Genomic DNA, 18,569 nt, shown 5'->3' with positions numbered 1-18,569 from the left:
GGAACGATTGACGGGCGGGTGATATGCGCTAAGCCGCGCGCATGACACAGGCTTCCCCCCTCGCTCCGCCAAGCTTTCCCGAACTTCCCGCGATCGCGGGTGTGACCGCGCGCGTGGCCAAGGCCCGGTACAAAAATTGGGACCGCTGCGACCTGACCTATGTCGAGTTGGCCGAGGGCACTGCGGTTGCGGGCGTGACGACGCAGAGCAAGTGCCCCTCCCCCGAGGTCGAGTGGTGCCGTGACGCCATTCCGCTCGGATCGGCGCGGGCTTTGGTGGTGAATGCGGGCAATGCCAATGCCTTTACCGGACATCGCGGACGGGCGGCGGTCGAAGCGATCGCGGCGAAGGTGGCCAATCATCTGGGGTGCCTGCCTTCGGACGTGTTCATATCCTCCACCGGGGTGATCGGCGTGCCGCTGCCGGTGGACAAGGCCGAGGCTGGGTTGGACGCTGCCTTTGCCGCCGCACCTTGCGGATGGGAAGAGGCGGCGAATACCATCGGCACGACCGACACCTATGCCAAGGGCGCGCGGACGAGCGCCATGATCGGCGGGATGCGGGTGGAGCTGGTGGGGATCATCAAGGGATCCGGCATGATAGCGCCCGATATGGCGACAATGCTCGGCTATATCTTCACTGATGCGGCGATCGACCCGAAGCTTTTGCAGCAGATGCTGTCGGCGGCGAACCGGCGGACCTTTTCCTGCATCACGGTCGACAGCGATACGTCGACCAGCGACACGGTGCTGGCTTTCGCCTCGGGCCAGGCAGGCAATGCTCCGCTCACATCGATGGATGATGCCGGAGCGGATGCGTTTCACGCCGCGTTGAGTGACCTATGCCTGCAATTGGCCCATCTGGTGGTGCGCGATGGCGAGGGCGCGTCGAAATTTATCGAGATCAGCGTGGCAGGCGCGGAGAGCGACGCGAGCGCGCACCGGATCGCGATGTCCATCGCCAACTCGCCGTTGGTGAAGACGGCGATCGCGGGCGAGGACGCCAATTGGGGCCGCGTCGTCATGGCGGTCGGCAAGGCTGGCGAGCCAGCGGATCGCGACAAGCTGTCGATCCGGTTCGGCGCGACGCAGGTGGCGTCCGGCGGGCTTGCGCTGGAAGGATATGATGAAGCGCCGGTTGCCGCGCATCTGAAAGGACAGGATATCCAGATCGGCGTGGACATTGGCCTGGGCGAGGGCCGAGCGACGGTCTGGACCTGCGACCTGACGCACGGATATATCTCGATCAACGCGGATTATCGCAGCTGATGCCGATCGAACTGCATGACGATGTCGTCGCGCTGATGCGTGAAGTCGCGCGGGACATTGTCATGCCGCGCTATCAGAACCTCCGCACAGAGGAAATTAGCGAGAAAGCGGCGGACGACTTCGTTACCATCGCCGACAAGGAAAGCGAGATCAGGTTGGCTGAGGGGCTGAGCCGGATATTGCCCGACGCGGCGATCATCGGCGAAGAGGCCTGTGCTGCCGATCCGGCAATATTGGAGCGCGCGGGCGACGGGCTCAACTGGATCATCGACCCGATCGACGGGACCGGCAATTTCGCCGCTGGACGCCCCCCCTTCGGCATCATGATCGCCCTGGCGGATGCAGGGACGACTTTGGCAGGATGGATTTTGGACCCGCTGACCGGCCGCCTATGTCATGCGACATTGGGGGCTGGAAGCTATATCGATGGCGAGCAGGTGCGAGCGAAGGAGAGCGGCGATCCGCTTCCGATCGCGGCGCTGGCGGTCTATTTCATGTCGGACGAGGAACGCGCGGATATTCAGAAACGCGCGGAGGGGAAGTTTGCGGTCGTAGACATTCCGCGCTGCGCGGCCGAGCAATATCCCCGGCTGGTACTGGGGCAGAACGACGTTTCGGTCTTTGCACGAACATTGCCGTGGGACCATGCCGCCGGGACGCTGTTCCTGAACGAGGCTGGCGGTTGTTGCCAACGGCTGGACGGGTCGCCTTATATGGTGGGCGACATGCGGCGCGGGTTGCTGGGGGCTTCTTCGCCGCGTTTGTGGGATTTGGCGGCGGGGGTTTTGTTTCGGTAGCGTGTAGTTGCGGAGAGGTGGCGCTTCCCCCTCTCCCCTGAAGGGGAGAGGGAGGTTTGTGCGTCTTACAGGACGCTTTCGATCCAGCCTTTGAGGGCGCTCTTGGGAGCTGCGCCGACCTTGGTGGCGGCTGCTTCGCCATTTTTGAACAGGATCATCGTCGGAATGCCGCGCACGCCATATTTGCCGGGCGCGTCCGGATTTTCGTCGATGTTGACCTTTGCGATCGTGACCTGATCGGCCAGTTCCTCGGAGATTTCTTCCAGGGCGGGGCCGATCATCTTGCAGGGGCCGCACCATTCCGCCCAGAAATCGACAAGCACGGGCTTGTCTGCGTCGATCACGTCCGCCTGAAAGCTGGAGTCGGTGACTGCCTTGGTTGCCATAATATATCTCCTTGAGTTGGCGGATATCTAGGATGGTGACGCATCCGTCTCAACGGGTGAGAGCGGCAAATTCTCCTGCGCGGGCGAAAAGCCCGGCTTGTGCGCTGCCAGAAGTTCGGGCGGAAGCGTGATGAGGCGCGGGGCGCTGCTGTAGAGCAGTGCGGCTTCTATCCTGCGGCCGGGGAAGATCACTTGCAGGGCGGCGGCATAGGCCGCCATTTGCCGGACATGCGCAGTGGGAACTTCATCGACGTCCAACGGCGCGATGCGTCCGGTCTTGAAATCGACCACCTGTACCAGATCGGGGCCAACGCAGAGCCGATCCACGGTGCCGGATATCACCATGTCGCCCACCACCGCCGCGACCGGCGCTTCGGCAAGGGCGCCGGGCGCAAAAAGCGGGGCGAAACGGCTATCCTCGATCACGCAAAGTGCCTGCGCGATGACGTCATGACGCAAGGATGCGTCGGTTGCGCCCTGCTGCTCCAACCAGCGGTCGGCGCGCTCATGACGCTCGCCCGGCGGGACGTCCGGCAGACGCTCGAACAGCGCGTGAAGCCAGCGGCCGCGATCGCTTGCCGCCTTCATCGCGGGCGTTGGTGGGGGATAGGGCACGTCGTCCTCCACTGGCGCTGATGGCGCGAGTGGCCGGGGTGGCCGCGCTTCTTCGGGCGCAGGCTGGCGAAGCCATGCGGGTTCGGCGGTGGCGATCTTCTCGATGGCTGCGGTCTTCTCGGGTGCGCGGGGATGCAGCGCCTCGGTCCCTTGCCAGCGTCGGCAGGCGCCCCAGAGCGGATCATCCTCCCAATCCGCGCCTAGAGCGGCCAGCGCGTTTTCGACGGCGGTGAACCAGCTTTCCGGTTGTGCCATCCCACGAGCGCGGGGCCCGAGCGAACCTGTGACCACCAGCCGTTCCTCGGCGCGGGTCAGGGCGACGTAGAGCAGCCGCCAATGCTCTTCCCGTTCTGCGGCTTTGGCTTCTTCCAGAACCTGGCCAATGGGGCCGAGCCGTTCGGACTTGCGCGGAGCGAGGATGGGCAGGCCGTTCCATTCCAGCGAGTCGGTACGCGCGCCCGCGTCGGGATCAAGGCAAGCGTCGGCCAAGATGACGACGGGCGCCTGCAAACCCTTGGCCCCATGCACCGTCAGCAGCCGCAGCGAGTCCCCTTGAGCGGCGGCGTCACGGACGATCTCCACCTCGCCACGGTCGAACCAGTCGACGAAACGCTGCAAGGAGGGATGGTCGTCCGCTTCGAAGGTGAGCGCGGCGTTGAGCAGTTCCTCGATCGGATCGGCGGCTTCGATGCCGAGCCTTTCGATCAGGCGGCGGCGCCCCTCCATCGGTCCTGACAGGATGGACTCAAGATAGCGATAGGGTGTGGTCAGGTCGGCGCGGGTCAGCAAGGCGCGCAGCGGGGCGAGCAACTCATCGTCCAGCGTGCGGGTAAGATGCTGCCACAGGCCGACGCGCCGGTTCATGGCGCGGGTCATGAGATCATCCTGCGACCAGCCGATCAGCGGGGACACCAGCAGCGCGGCGAGATTGAGGTCATCTTCCGGCTGGACGGCGAAACGCAGTGCGGAAAGCAGGTCGCGCACGGCGAGCGGCGCGTTGAGGCGAAGGCGGTCGATCCCGGCGACGGCCACTCCTTCCTCGTAGAGACGCGCGACGATCAGCCGTGCAAGCTCACTACGGCGGCGGACGAGGATCATGATGTCGCCAGCAGTGACCGGGCGGCCACGGCTCTCCAGCATCATACCGTCATCGATCCATTGACGGATTTGCCGCGCGATATTCTGAGCGAGTTGCCGTTCCTGATCGGCGGCCCAATCCTCCTCCCCCTCCGTGTCTTCGGACAGGCCCGCGATTGTGGGTTTCCACAGCAGCACTTCTCCGGGGAAGCGATTGGCGCTGATATGCTGGACGGCGCCAGCCCGCAGGCCCAGCCGCTCGGCGCTAAGCGTCGCGATCGTCTGATCGACCACGTCGAGGACGGCGGGTGTCGAGCGGAAGCTGCGTTCGAGCGATAGATCGTGGAAGATGTGTCCTGCCTGCTTAGAGTCTCGTTCAAAAAGCAGTTTGGCGAGGCTGAAATTCTGCGGGTTAGTTCCTTGAAAACCAAAGATGGCTTGTTTGTAGTCGCCGACCGTGAAGATTGTGCGGACTTTCTCGCCAGGCTCCCACTCGGCGGAAAAGAACTCATCAGAAATCCTGCGCACGATAGCCCATTGCGGCGCATTGGTGTCCTGCGCCTCATCCACCATGATATGGTCGATGCGCTGGTCGAGCTTGTAGCGGATCCAGTCGGCTATGCCGGGCTGGGACAGAAGGTCGGCGGTGCGGGCGATGAGGTCGTTAAAGTCGACGGCTCCGGCAAGCTGCTTGGCCTCATGATAGGCGTGGGCATAGGCGCGGCCTGCGTGGAGGGCCTGGGCGAGCAGATCGGCATAGGCGGCGAGCGCCTTGAGGCTCAGAAGCTCAGCGCAGCGGGAATGGAGGCGGGCGCTTGCCTCGCCATAACCATCGATGGGGGGAACCCAGCCTTTCGCCGAGATGATGTCGCCATCGGCCTTGGCCCATGATCCGTGCAGGTCGGCGAGCGCTTCGGCCCGCTCAAGCGCGATCATCGCCCGCCAACGGGCTATGCGGTCGCAGCGTTCGAGGGCGCGGCCGGTGCCCCAATCGGCATTGGCCTGCGCGATCCAGGCAAGGGTTCGCATGTCGAACTGCGCATCTTCGCACTGGCTGGCGAGGTGCGCCATGACGTCACCCTCGGGCAGATCAAGTTCGCGGTAGAGCCATGGAGCTATGTCTTCAGGCAGTTGCTCCAGCGCAGGAAGATGAGCGGCGCAGCGCAGCAGGAACTGTTCAGCGCCGCCTTCACCGAGACGCAAGCTGATTGCCTGAAGTGCTTCCATGAGGCTGTCATCGCCCTGATCCTGCGCGCGGACGGCAAGGTCTGCGAGCGTCTGGCGGGCAAGCGCCGCCTGTTCGCGCTGATCGAGCGGGCGGAAGCCGGGGGGCAGATCGGCTTCGAGCGGAAAGGCGGTCAGCAGCTGCTGGCAGAAGCCGTGGATCGTCTGGATGCGGAGGCCCCCGCCCGTCGATTCCAGCACTTCGGCAAAGAGGCGGCGGGCACGGTCGCGTGCTTCCGGGCCGCTATCCTCATGCAGGGCTTCGAGATCCTCGAACAGCTCGCCTTCTTCCATCTGGACCCATGCGGCGAGGCGATCATGGATGCGGTCGGCCATTTCCGCCGCGCCCGCTTTGGTGAAGGTGAGGCAAAGGATATTTTCTGGCCTGACGCCTTGCAGCAACAGGCGGAACACGCGAGCCGTCAGGACATGGGTCTTGCCCGTGCCCGCCGACGCGGAAAGCCAGACATGCGCGTCCGGCGACGCGGCGCGGGCCTGAGCGCCTGCGAGCGGTTGGAGAGCGGAGGTCTTCCTAGCCATCGTCGCGGCCATACCATTCTTCCAGCCGCATCAGCTGGTCATAATCGCCGTAATTGGCCACTTCGGGATTGATCTGGGCGTCGAAGGGCGCGGAGCCGGTCAGATAATCGCCCGCTATCTTGTCGAACCAGTCATGGACGAGTGCGGTGAAAGACGATGTCACGATCTTGTCCCGTTTGCCCATGGGATCGACCGGACTTTCCCGGTAGCCGAACGCATCATTCTTCTTGGCGAGCGACCAATATTCAAAGCATCCGGCCGCGCCGGGCTCCGTGATCGCAGGGAAGCCGCCTTTTTCGGCGATGAGGCCGAGCAGGCCAAGCTGGAGCGAATAGCCGGCCTTCACCTGCTTGGCGCTCGGCGGCTTGCCAGTCTTGTAGTCGACGATGGCCAGCGTGCCGTCCGGCATGCGATCGATGCGGTCGGCCTTTCCGGTCAGGGTGACGCCAGCAATGTCCGCGCGGCCGTCCGTTTCGACCGCGAGGATAGTGCGGCCCGCGGCCTGGTCGGCGGCGACTTCCGCCGCGATCCACCGGACGGCTTCGATCAATCTTGGCTGCCACAGCGCCTTGAGCAGCGGATGAACGTCCGGCCGGTCGAACATGGCGCGGGCACGTGCCTCAAGATCGGCCGGATCGCGCCGTCCGGCCTCCGCCCAATGTTGCAGGATTTCGTGAACAGCGGTGCCGCGCCATGTCGGCCCTGCGTCCGCATCGACAGGGTCCAGCCTGTTGAGGCGCAGGATTCGCTTGGCGTAGAAGGCGAAGGGGTCGGCCTTCAGCCGGTCGACGTCGGTTACGGGGATGATTTTGGGTCGGACGGATGCGGGTGGCACGGGTGCCGGGCGGCGGCTGGGGTCGTGCCGCGCTGGCCGGTCGAGAGCCTGCGCCAGCGCGCCGTAGCGATCCGCGCTTTTCCATTGTGGACCGGCCATGGCCTTGAGACGCAGCCAGAAGCGGGAGGCGATGGCAGGGCCTCCCGAACCTCTGCGCGCGCGGGTGATGAGGACGTGAGGCGCGCCCAATGCGCTGGCGAAATCGTGCGCCGCACGGCCGATGCGGGTTTCAAGGCCCGGCAAACGGAGCTCGCGGCGAATGCGGGGCGCGAGCCATGGATCGGGCGATGGCAGGCCGGGCCAGGTGCCCTCGTTAAGTCCGCCCAGGATCATGAGGTCGGCCTGCACCAGTTGCGCTTCGATCAGGCCGAGGATGGCGATACGCGGATGGCCGCCCTGAACCGGACGCACGGATGCGCCGCCCAGCATGTGGTCGAGCAGCGTCGGCAGGGAACGGATGTCCGCCTGTTGCGGCCCCTCCCCCGCCGCCTGCTCCATTTCCGCAAACAGGTCGGCGGCGGCGTGACCTTGCACCCCTGCCCAGATGGCGTCAGCCGTCAGCAGGCTGGCTTGCTCACGAAGCACGGCGAGTTGTGCTGCGAAGGTTGGGGCAGAGGCGAAGCCTTGCTCAAGCGGTTCGAGGAGCGCGCGCGCCTCGGCCCACCAAAAGCGGGTCTGGGCGCGCAAGGTCCGCTGCCGGTCATCTCCCTCCCGTTCGGTGAGGAGCAGGTCGATGCCGCCAAGACCTGCGGGCGGGCGGGGACCGCGCAGGAGCAGATCGAGCCCGCGCACACCTTCCAGCCAAGCCAGCCGCCCTTCCCCACGCATGACGAGCGGATGCTTGAGCAACGTAAGCAGCGCCACGGGTGCGAAGCGTTCCGCAACCGTCCGGGCCAGCGCGATGAGCAAGGTGCCCGGCGGCAGGCGCGACAGCGGAAGGCCAGCGGAATCGTCGGCGGCGATGCCCCAGCGGGCAAGATGCGCCGACACGCGGGTGGCGAGTTGGCGGTCTGGCGTGACAAGCGCCGCAGTGCAGCCCGGCATTTCCACGGCTTCGCGCAAGGCGATGGCGATGGCCTGCGCTTCTTCGCCCGGTGTCGCCACCTCTAGCGCCTCCACTCCGCCGAGCGAGCGGTCGGCGGTCTTGAGGTCGCGCCAACGGCTGGTCAGACGCGGCGGAAGCATCGCGTTCGAAATGTTGCGGCTGCGGACAGCGCGCGCGTCATGCTCACTGCCCCAGCGCCACAAGGCGACGTCATCCCGTGTCGCGCTCATTCGATCGAGCAAGAGCTTCAAGGCATATTGGGGATGCGTTTCATGGGCGGGCGGGGCTCGGCCAGTGATGGAGTCCGGGGCGAATGGTCCGATCGCCTCCCACGCCGCCTCATCCATTTCATGATCGAGACCGGCAAAAACGACGCTGCCACGCGGCAGGACGGATATACGCCGGAGCAAGCCTGCGACCGCTGGCGCTGTCGTCGCTATGCCAGCGGCGATGACGAAGCCGGATGGAGGCTGCTCAGCCCAGCGCGTTGCGAGGCGGTCGAACAACCGGTTGCGCCGGTCGGCAAGGTCGATGAGGCCAAGCCGCGCCAGTTCGTCGGGCCAGCGCCGAATGAGGATGGAGAAAAGATCCAGCGATCTCTGCCAATGTCCCGACAGTTCGTCCGAAAGCGTCAGATCGGACAGGGCCGTGATCGGCACCCGCTCCACCTGCATCTGGTCGAGAACGGTGCCGAGCGCCTGACCGAGCTTTATCGCCTGCGCGGCGTCCATCGGCTGGCCGGATGCCTGTTGAACCATGCGCGCCAGGATCATTTGGCGCCGCATCGGTGCGATGGCGGGCGGGATGGCCTCTCCCTCCGCCAGCGGATCGAGCGCGCCGCCCGCCTGTTCGCCAAGATCGGGATCGCCGATCGCTACCAATCTTGGGAGAAGCAGACCGCCGCCTGAACGGCGCACGAAGGCGTCGCTGACGGCGCGGATGGCGCGATTGGTAGGCAGCAGGATCATGCCCTGCGCCAGCGCCATCGGATCGCCGCCATGCTGCGCAATGATGCCCGCTGCCAAGGCGTCGGAAAAGGCGCGGTGGGCGGGAATATTGAACAGTGCGGGCCGGGTGTGATCACCCATGGGCGAGCATCGACTCCACGAAAGGAATGGCGCGCGGCGTGCCGACATCGAACCAGAGGCCTTGATGTGAAACGCCGTAGAGGCGCCCGGCTTCTATGGCGCGATTCCAGAATATATTCGTAGAAAAGACATCGGACGGCGGATCGACCAGCAGGCTGGGCGAAAGGATTTGAACGCCGGTGAAGACGAAGGGCGCGACATGGCTCGTCTTGCGGCGGCGCAATCGTCCGGAAGCTTCCATGTGGAAATCACCCGGTCCGCTATGGCAATGGGCGCGCGCGAGCGGCACCAGCAGCAGTAGGGCATCCATCCGCTCGGCGTCCCAAATCCGCTGCATCATGCCCAGTGTTTCCTGCGGCCCGTCGATCCAGAGATTGTCGCTATTCGCGCAGAAGAAAGGATCGTCCCCGAGCAGAGAACGCGCATGGATGAGCCCGCCGCCGGTTTCCAGCAGCTTTGCCCGCTCATCGGAGATCAACACATCCATGCCGTTCGAATGGGCGTTCAGGTGCGCCTCGACCGTGTCGGCAAGGTAATGGACATTGACCACCACCTTGCGGATGCCGCCAGCGGACAGCCGATCCAGTGCATGATCCATGAGCGGCTTGCCCGCGACCTTCACCAAGGGCTTTGGCCGAGTGGCGGTGAGCGGGCGCATCCGCTTGCCGAGCCCCGCCGCCATCAGCATTGCCGTGTCGATCATGCCGCCGCCTGATCCTGAAGCGCGAGGTGTCGCTTTTCCGCTGGTATATTGCCGGCGAACCATTGCGCGACGGGCGCAAGCGCCGGATGCGCGAGATCGCGTTCCAGAAGGTCCCACATGCGCGGCAGGAAGGACAGGTAGCGTGGCTTTCCGTCCCGCTTCCAAAGCCGCGTGAAGATGCCGATGATCTTGGCATTCCGCTGCGCACCTAACACTGCATAGGCAGCATCGAAGTCGGCCGGAGGGTTCGCGATCGACTTGTAATGGACGATCATCGCTGCTTCTACTTCCGGCGGCACATCGCGCCGGGCGTCCTGAAGCAGCGATACCAGATCATAGGAAGGATGCCCTGCAAGCGCGTCCTGAAAATCAAGCAGGCCAAGCCCGCGCACTTCGGGGCGATCGATCAGCATGATATTTTCAGCATGGTAATCGCGCAGCACCGTGACGGCGGGGCTGGCCGATTGCTCAACGATCGGCAACACGGCATCCCAGGCGCGGACATAGGCCTCCGCATCGACTGGAAGGCCGATCGCGGGGCAGTACCATTCGGTAAGCAGCCCCGCTTCGCGTTGATAGACCGCGCGATCATAGGGGGGCAGGTCGGCGGCGGGCGTGCGATGAAGATCGGCCAGCAGTTCGACCGCCCTGCGATACACGCCAAGCTCGTCCGCGGGGACATCGTCGAGATGTTCCTTGACCCGCAAATCGCCAAAATCCTCGATAAGGACCAGACCCTGCTCAAGGTCGCGAGCAAGGATCGCGGGGGCAGCGAAGCCCTGTCCCACCAGATGTTCGGCGATTGCGATAAAGGGGCGCGGGTCTTCGTGCGGCGGCGGCGCGTCCATCAGCACGGCCCGGCGCGCGCCGTCGATCACGCGGAAGTAGCGGCGGAAGGATGCATCGCCCGCCAATGGGACGATCGCGGCATGTTCCCACCCCGCAGCTGAGAGGAAGGCGGGAGCGGAAGCGGGCGGGATCATATCTGCGACCATCGCTCTGTCCAAGCGTCCGGCACGCGGACTGTCAAGCGCCGAGCGCCATCGGGTTCGATGTCGATGTGGAGCCGCAGCGCATGCGGCCATGCATCCGGCCCGAGGCGGTCAGGCCATTCGACGATCAGCAGGCTGTCCATCAGATATTCGTCGAGCGCCAGTTCCTCTGCTTCCTCGGCATCGTCGAGGCGATAGAGATCGACATGGGCGACGGGCAGCTTCACCTCCGGCACATCATAGGGCTGGACGATCGCGAAGCTGGGACTTGGCGCCTCGCCTTCCAGACCGAGCCCTTCCAATATCCCACGCGCCAGCGTCGTCTTGCCCGCGCCGAGCCCGCCCTCCAGCGCAATGACGTCGCCGATGCGCGCAACGTCGGCCAGATGGCCGCCCAGAGCCAGCATCGCGGCTTCGTCGGGCATGATAAGGCTGTGGTCAGCCACGGGGGATCTCGATCACCGCCATGGTGCCCTGTCCCGGCTCCGACACCAGTTCAAGGCTGCCGCCATGCGCTTCCGCCAGTTGCTTGGCGAGGGGGAGGCCGATACCGGCCTTTTCGCCGCTGCGCGCCTGTTCAGCACGAGCCGCCGCATCGAAGATCGTGGCGCGGCGTTTTGCGCTGATGCCAGGGCCATTGTCGGACACCACCAACCGCGCTGAGGCGGTGCTCCCGTCGCCGTGCAGCAAGACGCGGGCTCCCCGGCCGCTGTAGCAAACCGCGTTTTCGAGCAAATGGTCAAGCGCCTGGCCGATCCGGCGGCTGTCGCCTTCCACCTGTCCCAGCGTTTCATGCAGGGAGACGGCAAGGTCGATGCCCTTCGCGATTGCCTCGCCCTTGATGCGGGCGACGCTTTCCTCTGCCAAGGCCGCGAGGTCGACAGGCGCGCGATCGATCGGCAGCGTCCCGGCTTCCCCCTGCGTCAGGTCGAGCACATTGTCGATCAGCATGGCGAGGCGATTGGTGCTCTGGAGGATGCCATCGACATACTCCTTGGCAGCATCGCTGATGTCCCCGGCATAGCCCGCGCTCATCATCTCGGCGAAGCCCGCGATGGTGGTGAGCGGCGTGCGCAATTCGTAGCTCATATTGGTGACGAATGCCGTCTTGACCCGATCGGCCTGCTCAAGCGCTTCGTTGCGGTCACGCAGCACCTGTTCGACCCGGCGGCTATCGGTGACGTCCAGCATGGTGAAGAGCGCATTGCCGTCCGGCAGCGGGATGGCGGCGAATTCGAAAATGCGGCCGTCCGCGAAACCGACATGGCCGACGCGCTGCTTGCGCTCGACGGTCGCCGCGCGGACCAGTTCGCGGACGAGATTGGCCTGCTGTGGCTTGGCGAGGCGGGACTGGACCGCGCGGAGAAGCTCGTCGATGCGCGGATGCTGCGCCAGCAGATCTTCGGAAATGTCCCAGATCGAACGGAAGCGGCTGTTCCAGAGCGACAAGCGGCCATCGGAAGAGAAAACGCCGATGGATTCGAAGAGATTGTCGAAGGTCGCCGTCCGCACACGGAGCAGCGTGTCGCGGGCGCTGGACAGCTGCACCTGCTCGGTTCGATCCTCGAAGATCAGGAGCAAGCCGCCGTCGGGCAGCGGTTGCGCATAGACGCGCAAGTGCGTGCCATCGGCGAGCAGCCAATTTTCCTCGCGCGGATCGGGCGAGAGGAACCAGTCACGCCGTTCCGCGCGCCAGGCGGGAAAGTCGCGATGCTCCGGCAGACGGCGGGCCTCGCGCATGCGGTCAAGCACCCGTTCGAACACCGGATGGTCGGCTAGATGTTCCTGATCAAGGCCGAAGAGGCTCATGAACGGCTGGTTCCAGAAGCCCAGCGTCCTATCCGGGCCGAAACGCGCAACGCCAGCGGACAGGCGGTCGAGCAGGTCGCGCTGAGCCGCCTCAAGGCGGCGATGTTCGAGGCGGGCTTGCTCAAGCTCATTCTGGTCTATGGCGAAACCGGCCACGCCTGCGTCGCCGAGCGGAACGTCGACCACCCGCATCGTGCGGCGCTCGCCATCGATGGTTGCAGGGACCATGCGCTCGACGGTGCGATCTTCGGCCAGTGCCTGTTCCGCAGCCCCCTCCGGACTGAGGCCGCCGATTGCTTCGACCAGTTCCGTGCCTTGCGCGATGACATCGGCGGCGCTCGGGCCGTCAACCGCGCGGACATAGGCTGCGTTGACGAGGCTGAGGCGCATGTCAGGCGTGCGATGCCACATCGGGAATGGCGCGGCCTCCACCAAGCCGGCGAGCGCCTCCAGGGCGTCGCGCAACTGTTCGACCTTGCTCGTCAGCGCCTGGATTTCCGACTGGCTGTCGGTTGCGTCGAATATCCAGAGCACAACGCCGCCGCTTTCGGCAAGCACCGGGCCCGCAGGCGCCCCGCGAACAAGCAAGAGCCGGGATGAACCCTCACCCCGCACCGCGAGTGAAAAGCTCCGCCCCGCCCGCTGCGCTGCCGCTATTTCCTGGGCGAGAGCCGATGCATCATCCGGCTCCAAACCGCCATCGGGCGCAGTCAACTCCGACACGAAGGCGGGAACGCGATCCTTGCCGAGCCATTTGGCGAGCCGGTCAACGGCCTCTATCCGGCCATCGGCATGAATGATGACCGGCGCGGCGGGAGCCGAGGCGAGCAAGCTGGATAGGCGGTCATATTTGCCCTGCACCTGCGTGCCTTCGCGCCGCATGCGCTGGCCGGTCGACAAGGCCCAGACGGCGGCAGCCAACCATACGGCCAGAACGATCCCCAAGATGACCGCGGCAAAGGGGGTCAATGACGTCATTGCGCCTGCTCACCCCTCATCACGACCCGCGCCCCTTCTGCATGATTATCCGGGGATTAACGCAAGTGGACGGCAGCGTGAAGCGGGGAGTTGGAAGAAATGCGCGGCTGCTTGCAAGCGGCCCGTTCCCTCGTCATTCCATTAGATCCCAGCTTTCGCTGGGATGACGATGTGCTAAATATTCAAAAAGGGGGAGACTTTCGCCTCCCCCTTTTTAATTTCTTAGTAGCGGTAGTGATCCGGCTTGAACGGGCCTTCCGGCGTCACGCCGATATAGGCCGCCTGCTTGGGCGTCAGCTTGGACAGCTTCACGCCGAGCTTCTCTAGGTGCAGCGCCGCGACCTTCTCGTCCAGATGCTTGGGCAGCACATAGACTTCATTCTTATACTGGTCCGACTTGGTCCACAGTTCGATCTGCGCCAGCACCTGGTTGGTGAAGGACGAGGACATGACGAAGCTGGGATGACCCGTTGCGCAGCCAAGGTTCACCAGGCGGCCCTTGGCAAGGACGATAATCTTCTTGCCATCGGGGAACTCGACCTCATCGACCTGCGGCTTGATCTCGGTCCACTTCATGTTGCTGAGGCCAGCGATTTCGATCTCGCTGTCGAAATGGCCGATGTTGGACACGATTGCCATGTTCTTCATCGCGCGCATGTGATCGACGGTGATGACGGCTTCGTTGCCGGTCGCGGTCACGAAGATGTCGGCGCGCGGAGCGGCCTCTTCCATCGTCACCACTTCATAGCCTTCCATCGCAGCCTGCAGCGCGCAGATCGGATCGACTTCAGTCACCAGCACCCGGGCGCCGCCATTGCGCAGCGAAGCGGCGGAACCCTTGCCGACATCGCCGAAGCCCGCGACGCACGCGACCTTGCCCGCGAGCATGACGTCGGTGGCGCGGCGGATAGCGTCGACCAGCGATTCCTTGCAGCCATAAAGATTGTCGAACTTCGACTTGGTGACGCTGTCGTTGACGTTGATCGCCGGGAAGGGCAGCTTGCCCTTCTTCGCCAGTTCATAAAGGCGGTGAACGCCGGTGGTGGTCTCTTCCGAGACGCCCTTGATCGCGGCGACCGTCTTGGTGAGGTAACCCGGACGCTCGGCCAGGAAGCGCTTCAGCGTCGCGACGAAGATTTCCTCTTCCTCGTTGCCGGGCGTGAACAGTTCTTCGCCAGCTTCGACACGCGCGCCCCACAGAGCGAACATGGTGGCGTCGCCGCCATCGTCCAGGATCATGTTGCAGGTCGTGTCACCCCAATCGAAGATGCGGATGACATAGTCCCAATATTCTTCCAGCGTCTCGCCCTTGACGGCGAAGACGGGGATGCCACGCGCAGCGATCGCGGCGGCCGCGTGATCCTGGGTCGAAAAGATGTTGCACGAAGCCCAGCGGATTTCGGCGCCGAGGTCAGCCAGCGTCTCGATCAGCACGGCGGTCTGGATCGTCATGTGCAGCGATCCGGTGATGCGCGCGCCCTTCAGAGGCTTTGCCGCGCCGAACTCGTCGCGCAGCGCCATGAGGCCGGGCATTTCGGTTTCGGCGATCTCGATTTCCTTGCGGCCGAACGCGGCAAGGTTGATGTCGGCGATCACATAGTCCTGCGCCTGGGTGGCGGGTGCTGTGGCCACGAGCGTGTCTCCATCGGTTTAGAATGTGCCGAAGCCGCTCGCATGACGAGACGGCGGCGATGGCCTGCGCTTTACCAATCGCCGCCGTTGATGGCAACTCAATATAAAGTTTTCTTTATGTCACTCTTCGCCGCTGCGAGAGGCAACCGCGACCCTCGTCTCGAAGTCGTCGGCGGATTGCTCCGCTTCCTGGCCCGCGATCGCCATGACGACATCGCAGCGCGCGCCCGAAATATGCGGCGTAGTACCGGCAGCATCCGACAGCTCAAGCAGCGCCGCGCGAGTGGCGGGGAGCGCATTGGCCGCATCGGTGATCGACTGAAGATCGCGGCAGGCGAGCCCTTCCGCTCCAGCGCCATAGACATTGGCAAGACTGGTCACATAATTGTCGTAGGCCCCAAGCGCGCCAATCGGTCCAGCAACGGAACGGAAATGTTCGCGAAGCTCATCATTGACCTGCGTCAGCGCGTCACGCTTTTCCCTGATGAAGCGATTATAGTCAGCCAGGAAGTTGCTGCCGGTGGAGCGGCAACGCAGCGCCGACACCATCAGCATCATTTCGAAATCCCGGATCTGCGCCGCCTCTACCGCAACCTTCTTCCAGCAAGGCGCGGCGCTGGCGGGCGCGAGCGGCATCGCTGCGGCAATCACTGCCGCGACAAACTTCTTCATGACTTGAACCCCCGAGCAAATTCCCGAGGATGAAGGTGCGCCTGCGCGCTTGCCGCATTGTAAATGAATGCAGTTACCGGGAAGTTACCTGGAACTGTTCAGTTTCGATGCAGAAACAAGCCCCGTTCCGTGCCATCGTTTCGCAGCTGAACCGGAAAAATATTCCTGGGATCTTTAGGCGTGCTCAGGCCGAACCAGCGCCGCTTACCAGATGAGACGCATCGACTCCGGCCGCGGCATAGGCCGCCGCCCATTTCTTCTCAGCCGGAACGTCAAACAATATGTCCGCGCTGCAGGTTGCCGGAAACCAGCTTTCGCCGGTCATTTCCTGGTCCAGCTGCCCTGCGCCCCATCCCGCATAGCCAAGCGCGACGATATAGCGGCTGGGACCGGTCCCTTCCGCGATCGCCTTCAAAATCTCGAGCGATCCGGAGAGTCCCCAGTCGGCACCTACCTCGACCATGTCATGCCCCTTCCAGTCCAGGGAATGCAGAACAAAACCCCGGCGCGGCTCGACCGGCCCGCCGCGCAGCACCGGCATGTCGGGGACATTGGCAGGGTCGATGTCGAAGCTTTCGAGAAGCTCATGCAGGCCCACCCCCTCGATCTCATCGCCGACCGCGATGCCTAGGGCGCCATTTTCATCATGGACGCAAATGGCGATCACCGAATGATCGAAGCGCATGTCTTCCATACCCGGCAGAGCGAGCAGGAACTGGCCGGCATAGGAGCGAAGCTGATCCATGAGATGAATATACGCTGCCCGCCAGCTTTTCCAATGGCAGGCTGTCGCTCATCGGGGGCGATGCGGCACGTTGGGAGCCTTGACACAGGACCTGCAAGCGCCGACCTCCCGCTCCAGCAACGGCAGGAGACAGAATATGACCATCGCGAAAGGGGATCGCATCCCCGCCACCACCTTTGCCAAGATGACGGAAAATGGGCCCGAACAGGTGTCTTCCGAGGAGTTTTTCAAAGGCCGGACGGTAGCGCTCTTCTCCGTTCCGGGCGCCTTCACGCCGACTTGCTCGGCCAAGCATCTTCCCGGCTTTGTGGAAAAGGCAGATGCGCTGAAGCAAAAGGGCGTGGACGAGATCGCCTGCACCGCCGTCAATGATGCGTTCGTCATGGGCGCTTGGGGCAAGTCAGCAGGAGCCGATGATAAGGTGACCATGCTGGCGGATGGCAATGGCGACTTCGTCAAGGCAGCGGGCCTGACGATGGACGGCAGCAAGTTCGGCATGGGTACGCGAGGCCAGCGCTTTTCCATGATCGTCAAGGATGGCGTGGTGACGGAACTGAATGTCGAGGCACCCGGAGAGTTCAAGCTTTCCTCGGCCGATCATCTGCTGGAGCAGCTTTGACCTAGGCTGCCGCGCGACGATGATCTGGTCGCGCGGCAACCCGCCTTCCCACCGTCACATTAGTGCGGTAGCAAGGTTCGATGACGAAAAGCATCGGCAGCGCAGCGGTCGCGCAACTCGACCGGATCTATCAGACGTCAATCGGCAACCTGCGCGACGCCATGCAGGCCTATGCCCGCGATGGCAGCGTGCCTCCGCCCGAAGCAAGATCCGACCGGCGTTTCTGCTATCCTGAACTGCGCATCACCCATCATGCCGAAACCGATGCGCCGCCGCCCGGGCGGTCCTTTGCCCGCCTGTCCAAGCCCGGCCTCTATGTCACGACAGTAACCCGGCCGGAGATGTTCGGCGATTATCTGGCCGAGCAGATCGACCTGCTGGTGCGCGATTATGGGGTCGAGGTGGAGACCGCTCTCAGCCATCAACTGATCCCATTCCCCTATGTGCTGGATGGGCTGGACATCAGCGCCCTGGACGGAACGCCTCCGACGGAACTGGCGCGGCATTTCCCCGCCACTGAACTGGCGGAGATCGGGGATGAGATTGCCGATGGGCTGTTTACCCCGAACGCAATGGGACAGAGGCCGCTGGCGCTGTTCGACGGGCTGCGCACCGATTTCTCGCTCGCGCGGCTCAAACATTATACCGGAACGCCACCGGAGCATATCCAACGCTACATTCTGTTCACCAATTATCACCGCTATGTCGATGAGTTCGTGGCATGGGCCTGCGCCGAGCTTCAGCGGGACGGCACGCCCTATACTGCGCTCTCTGGCGCGGGCGGGGTTTATGTAACGCGGGAGACCGCCGATCCCGCGCGGATGATTGCGGACAGTGCCTGGCGCAAGCATCAGATGCCCGCCTATCACCTGATCGCGCCCAACCGCAGCGGCATCACGCTGGTCAATATCGGCGTCGGCCCGGCCAATGCGAAGACGATCTGCGACCATCTGGCAGTGCTACGGCCGGAAGCCTGGTTGATGATCGGCCATTGCGGCGGACTGCGCCCCAGTCAGCGGATCGGCGACTATGTCCTCGCCCACGCTTATCTGCGCGATGACAAGGTGCTGGACGAGATGCTGCCGCCGGAAATTCCGGTGCCAGCGATCGCCGAGGTTCAGGTCGCCCTGGCCAAGTCCGCAGAAGCCGTGCTCGGCGGCAGTGGCGGCGAGGATTTCAAGCGCAGGCTACGGACCGGAACCGTGGTGACTACTGACGACCGAAACTGGGAACTGCGCTATTCCAGTTCAGCGCTGCGCTTCAGCCTGTCGCGCGCGGTGGGGATCGACATGGAGTCCGCGACCATCGCGGCTCAGGGCTATCGCTTCCGTGTTCCTTACGGAACATTGCTCTGCGTGTCGGACAAGCCGATCCACGGCGAACTCAAGCTGCCGGGCCAGGCGAACCGCTTCTATGAGGAAGCGATCGCCGGGCACTTGAGGATCGGCCTGATGACGTGCGAACTGCTGCGGCAGGAAGGGCCCAAACTGCACAGCCGCAAGTTGCGGGCGTTCAATGAGCCGCCATTCCGGTGATCGGTTGGC

General features: G+C 64.1%; 14 protein-coding genes. 4 read left to right on the top strand and 10 right to left on the bottom strand.

The window, feature by feature from the left end; all coding sequences use genetic code 11:
- Positions 1–41 precede the first annotated feature (41 nt).
- Positions 42–1,268, top strand: coding sequence for a bifunctional glutamate N-acetyltransferase/amino-acid acetyltransferase ArgJ (gene argJ, locus SPHS8_RS03145; protein WP_201513954.1), 1,227 nt, complete (start codon positions 42–44; stop codon positions 1,266–1,268).
- Positions 1,268–2,065, top strand: coding sequence for an inositol monophosphatase family protein (locus tag SPHS8_RS03140; protein WP_097091546.1), 798 nt, complete (start codon positions 1,268–1,270; stop codon positions 2,063–2,065). The genes argJ and SPHS8_RS03140 overlap by 1 nt, the downstream gene beginning before the upstream one ends.
- 65 nt (positions 2,066–2,130) lie before the next feature.
- Here the strand turns inward: SPHS8_RS03140 and trxA are convergent, their stop codons facing one another.
- The 10 genes from trxA to SPHS8_RS03090 all read right to left on the bottom strand — a co-directional run bounded on the left by trxA (position 2,131) and on the right by SPHS8_RS03090 (position 16,406).
- Entirely contained in the window at positions 2,131–2,451 is a 321-nt protein-coding gene (gene trxA, locus SPHS8_RS03135) for a thioredoxin TrxA (protein WP_097091545.1), read from the bottom strand.
- A 27-nt stretch (positions 2,452–2,478) separates the two neighbouring features.
- Positions 2,479–5,919 (bottom strand): double-strand break repair helicase AddA, encoded by a 3,441-nt coding sequence (gene addA / locus SPHS8_RS03130; protein WP_201513952.1) that lies wholly within the window; start codon positions 5,917–5,919, stop codon positions 2,479–2,481.
- Positions 5,900–8,875, bottom strand: coding sequence for a double-strand break repair protein AddB (gene addB / locus SPHS8_RS03125; RefSeq protein WP_201513949.1), 2,976 nt, complete (start codon positions 8,873–8,875; stop codon positions 5,900–5,902). The genes addA and addB overlap by 20 nt, the downstream gene beginning before the upstream one ends.
- Positions 8,868–9,578 (bottom strand): nucleotidyltransferase family protein, encoded by a 711-nt coding sequence (locus SPHS8_RS03120; protein ID WP_201513946.1) that lies wholly within the window; start codon positions 9,576–9,578, stop codon positions 8,868–8,870. Before SPHS8_RS03120 ends, addB begins: the two co-directional genes overlap by 8 nt.
- Positions 9,575–10,561, bottom strand: coding sequence for an aminoglycoside phosphotransferase family protein (locus tag SPHS8_RS03115; RefSeq protein ID WP_201514849.1), 987 nt, complete (start codon positions 10,559–10,561; stop codon positions 9,575–9,577). The genes SPHS8_RS03120 and SPHS8_RS03115 overlap by 4 nt, the downstream gene beginning before the upstream one ends.
- Entirely contained in the window at positions 10,558–10,995 is a 438-nt protein-coding gene (gene tsaE, locus SPHS8_RS03110) for a tRNA (adenosine(37)-N6)-threonylcarbamoyltransferase complex ATPase subunit type 1 TsaE (RefSeq protein WP_443018562.1), read from the bottom strand. The genes SPHS8_RS03115 and tsaE overlap by 4 nt, the downstream gene beginning before the upstream one ends.
- A gap of 13 nt (positions 10,996–11,008) precedes the next feature.
- The gene (locus tag SPHS8_RS03105; RefSeq protein WP_201513927.1) at positions 11,009–13,357 is read right to left on the bottom strand and encodes a PAS domain-containing sensor histidine kinase; all 2,349 of its coding nucleotides are present in this window, start codon (positions 13,355–13,357) and stop codon (positions 11,009–11,011) included.
- Positions 13,358–13,579: 222 nt separating this feature from the next.
- Positions 13,580–14,989: an adenosylhomocysteinase gene (gene ahcY / locus SPHS8_RS03100; RefSeq protein ID WP_097091539.1), complete on the bottom strand. Its 1,410-nt coding sequence runs from the start codon at positions 14,987–14,989 to the stop codon at positions 13,580–13,582.
- 120 nt (positions 14,990–15,109) lie between these two features.
- Positions 15,110–15,661 (bottom strand): hypothetical protein, encoded by a 552-nt coding sequence (locus SPHS8_RS03095; protein ID WP_201513913.1) that lies wholly within the window; start codon positions 15,659–15,661, stop codon positions 15,110–15,112.
- Between the two features lie 184 nt (positions 15,662–15,845).
- Complete coding sequence (locus tag SPHS8_RS03090; protein ID WP_097091537.1) at positions 15,846–16,406, bottom strand: YqgE/AlgH family protein; 561 nt, start codon at positions 16,404–16,406, stop codon at positions 15,846–15,848.
- A 136-nt stretch (positions 16,407–16,542) separates the two neighbouring features.
- Here SPHS8_RS03090 and SPHS8_RS03085 point away from each other — a divergent pair, with 136 nt between their 5' ends.
- Both SPHS8_RS03085 and SPHS8_RS03080 read left to right on the top strand, forming a co-directional pair.
- Positions 16,543–17,025, top strand: coding sequence for a peroxiredoxin (locus tag SPHS8_RS03085; RefSeq protein ID WP_201513911.1), 483 nt, complete (start codon positions 16,543–16,545; stop codon positions 17,023–17,025).
- An 80-nt stretch (positions 17,026–17,105) separates the two neighbouring features.
- Positions 17,106–18,560: an AMP nucleosidase gene (locus tag SPHS8_RS03080; RefSeq protein WP_201513909.1), complete on the top strand. Its 1,455-nt coding sequence runs from the start codon at positions 17,106–17,108 to the stop codon at positions 18,558–18,560.
- The last annotated feature ends 9 nt before the right edge of the window (positions 18,561–18,569 follow it).

It is taken from the genome of Sphingobium sp. S6 (assembly GCF_905120495.1).
Classification (GTDB): Bacteria; Pseudomonadota; Alphaproteobacteria; order Sphingomonadales; family Sphingomonadaceae; genus Sphingobium; species Sphingobium agri.
The sequence above is the reverse complement of the archived record's forward strand: the minus strand, read 5'-3'. Positions and strand labels throughout refer to the sequence as shown.

Coding starts and splice junctions, on each gene's coding strand:
- argJ (WP_201513954.1), top strand. CDS start 42: ATGACACAGGCTTCCCCCCTCGCTCCGCCAAGCTTTCCCGAACTTCCC.
- SPHS8_RS03140 (WP_097091546.1), top strand. CDS start 1,268: ATGCCGATCGAACTGCATGACGATGTCGTCGCGCTGATGCGTGAAGTC.
- trxA (WP_097091545.1), bottom strand. CDS start 2,451: ATGGCAACCAAGGCAGTCACCGACTCCAGCTTTCAGGCGGACGTGATC.
- addA (WP_201513952.1), bottom strand. CDS start 5,919: ATGGCCGCGACGATGGCTAGGAAGACCTCCGCTCTCCAACCGCTCGCA.
- addB (WP_201513949.1), bottom strand. CDS start 8,875: ATGGGTGATCACACCCGGCCCGCACTGTTCAATATTCCCGCCCACCGC.
- SPHS8_RS03120 (WP_201513946.1), bottom strand. CDS start 9,578: ATGATCGACACGGCAATGCTGATGGCGGCGGGGCTCGGCAAGCGGATG.
- SPHS8_RS03115 (WP_201514849.1), bottom strand. CDS start 10,561: ATGATCCCGCCCGCTTCCGCTCCCGCCTTCCTCTCAGCTGCGGGGTGG.
- tsaE (WP_443018562.1), bottom strand. CDS start 10,995: ATGCCCGACGAAGCCGCGATGCTGGCTCTGGGCGGCCATCTGGCCGAC.
- SPHS8_RS03105 (WP_201513927.1), bottom strand. CDS start 13,357: ATGACGTCATTGACCCCCTTTGCCGCGGTCATCTTGGGGATCGTTCTG.
- SPHS8_RS03095 (WP_201513913.1), bottom strand. CDS start 15,661: ATGAAGAAGTTTGTCGCGGCAGTGATTGCCGCAGCGATGCCGCTCGCG.
- SPHS8_RS03090 (WP_097091537.1), bottom strand. CDS start 16,406: ATGGATCAGCTTCGCTCCTATGCCGGCCAGTTCCTGCTCGCTCTGCCG.
- SPHS8_RS03085 (WP_201513911.1), top strand. CDS start 16,543: ATGACCATCGCGAAAGGGGATCGCATCCCCGCCACCACCTTTGCCAAG.
- SPHS8_RS03080 (WP_201513909.1), top strand. CDS start 17,106: ATGACGAAAAGCATCGGCAGCGCAGCGGTCGCGCAACTCGACCGGATC.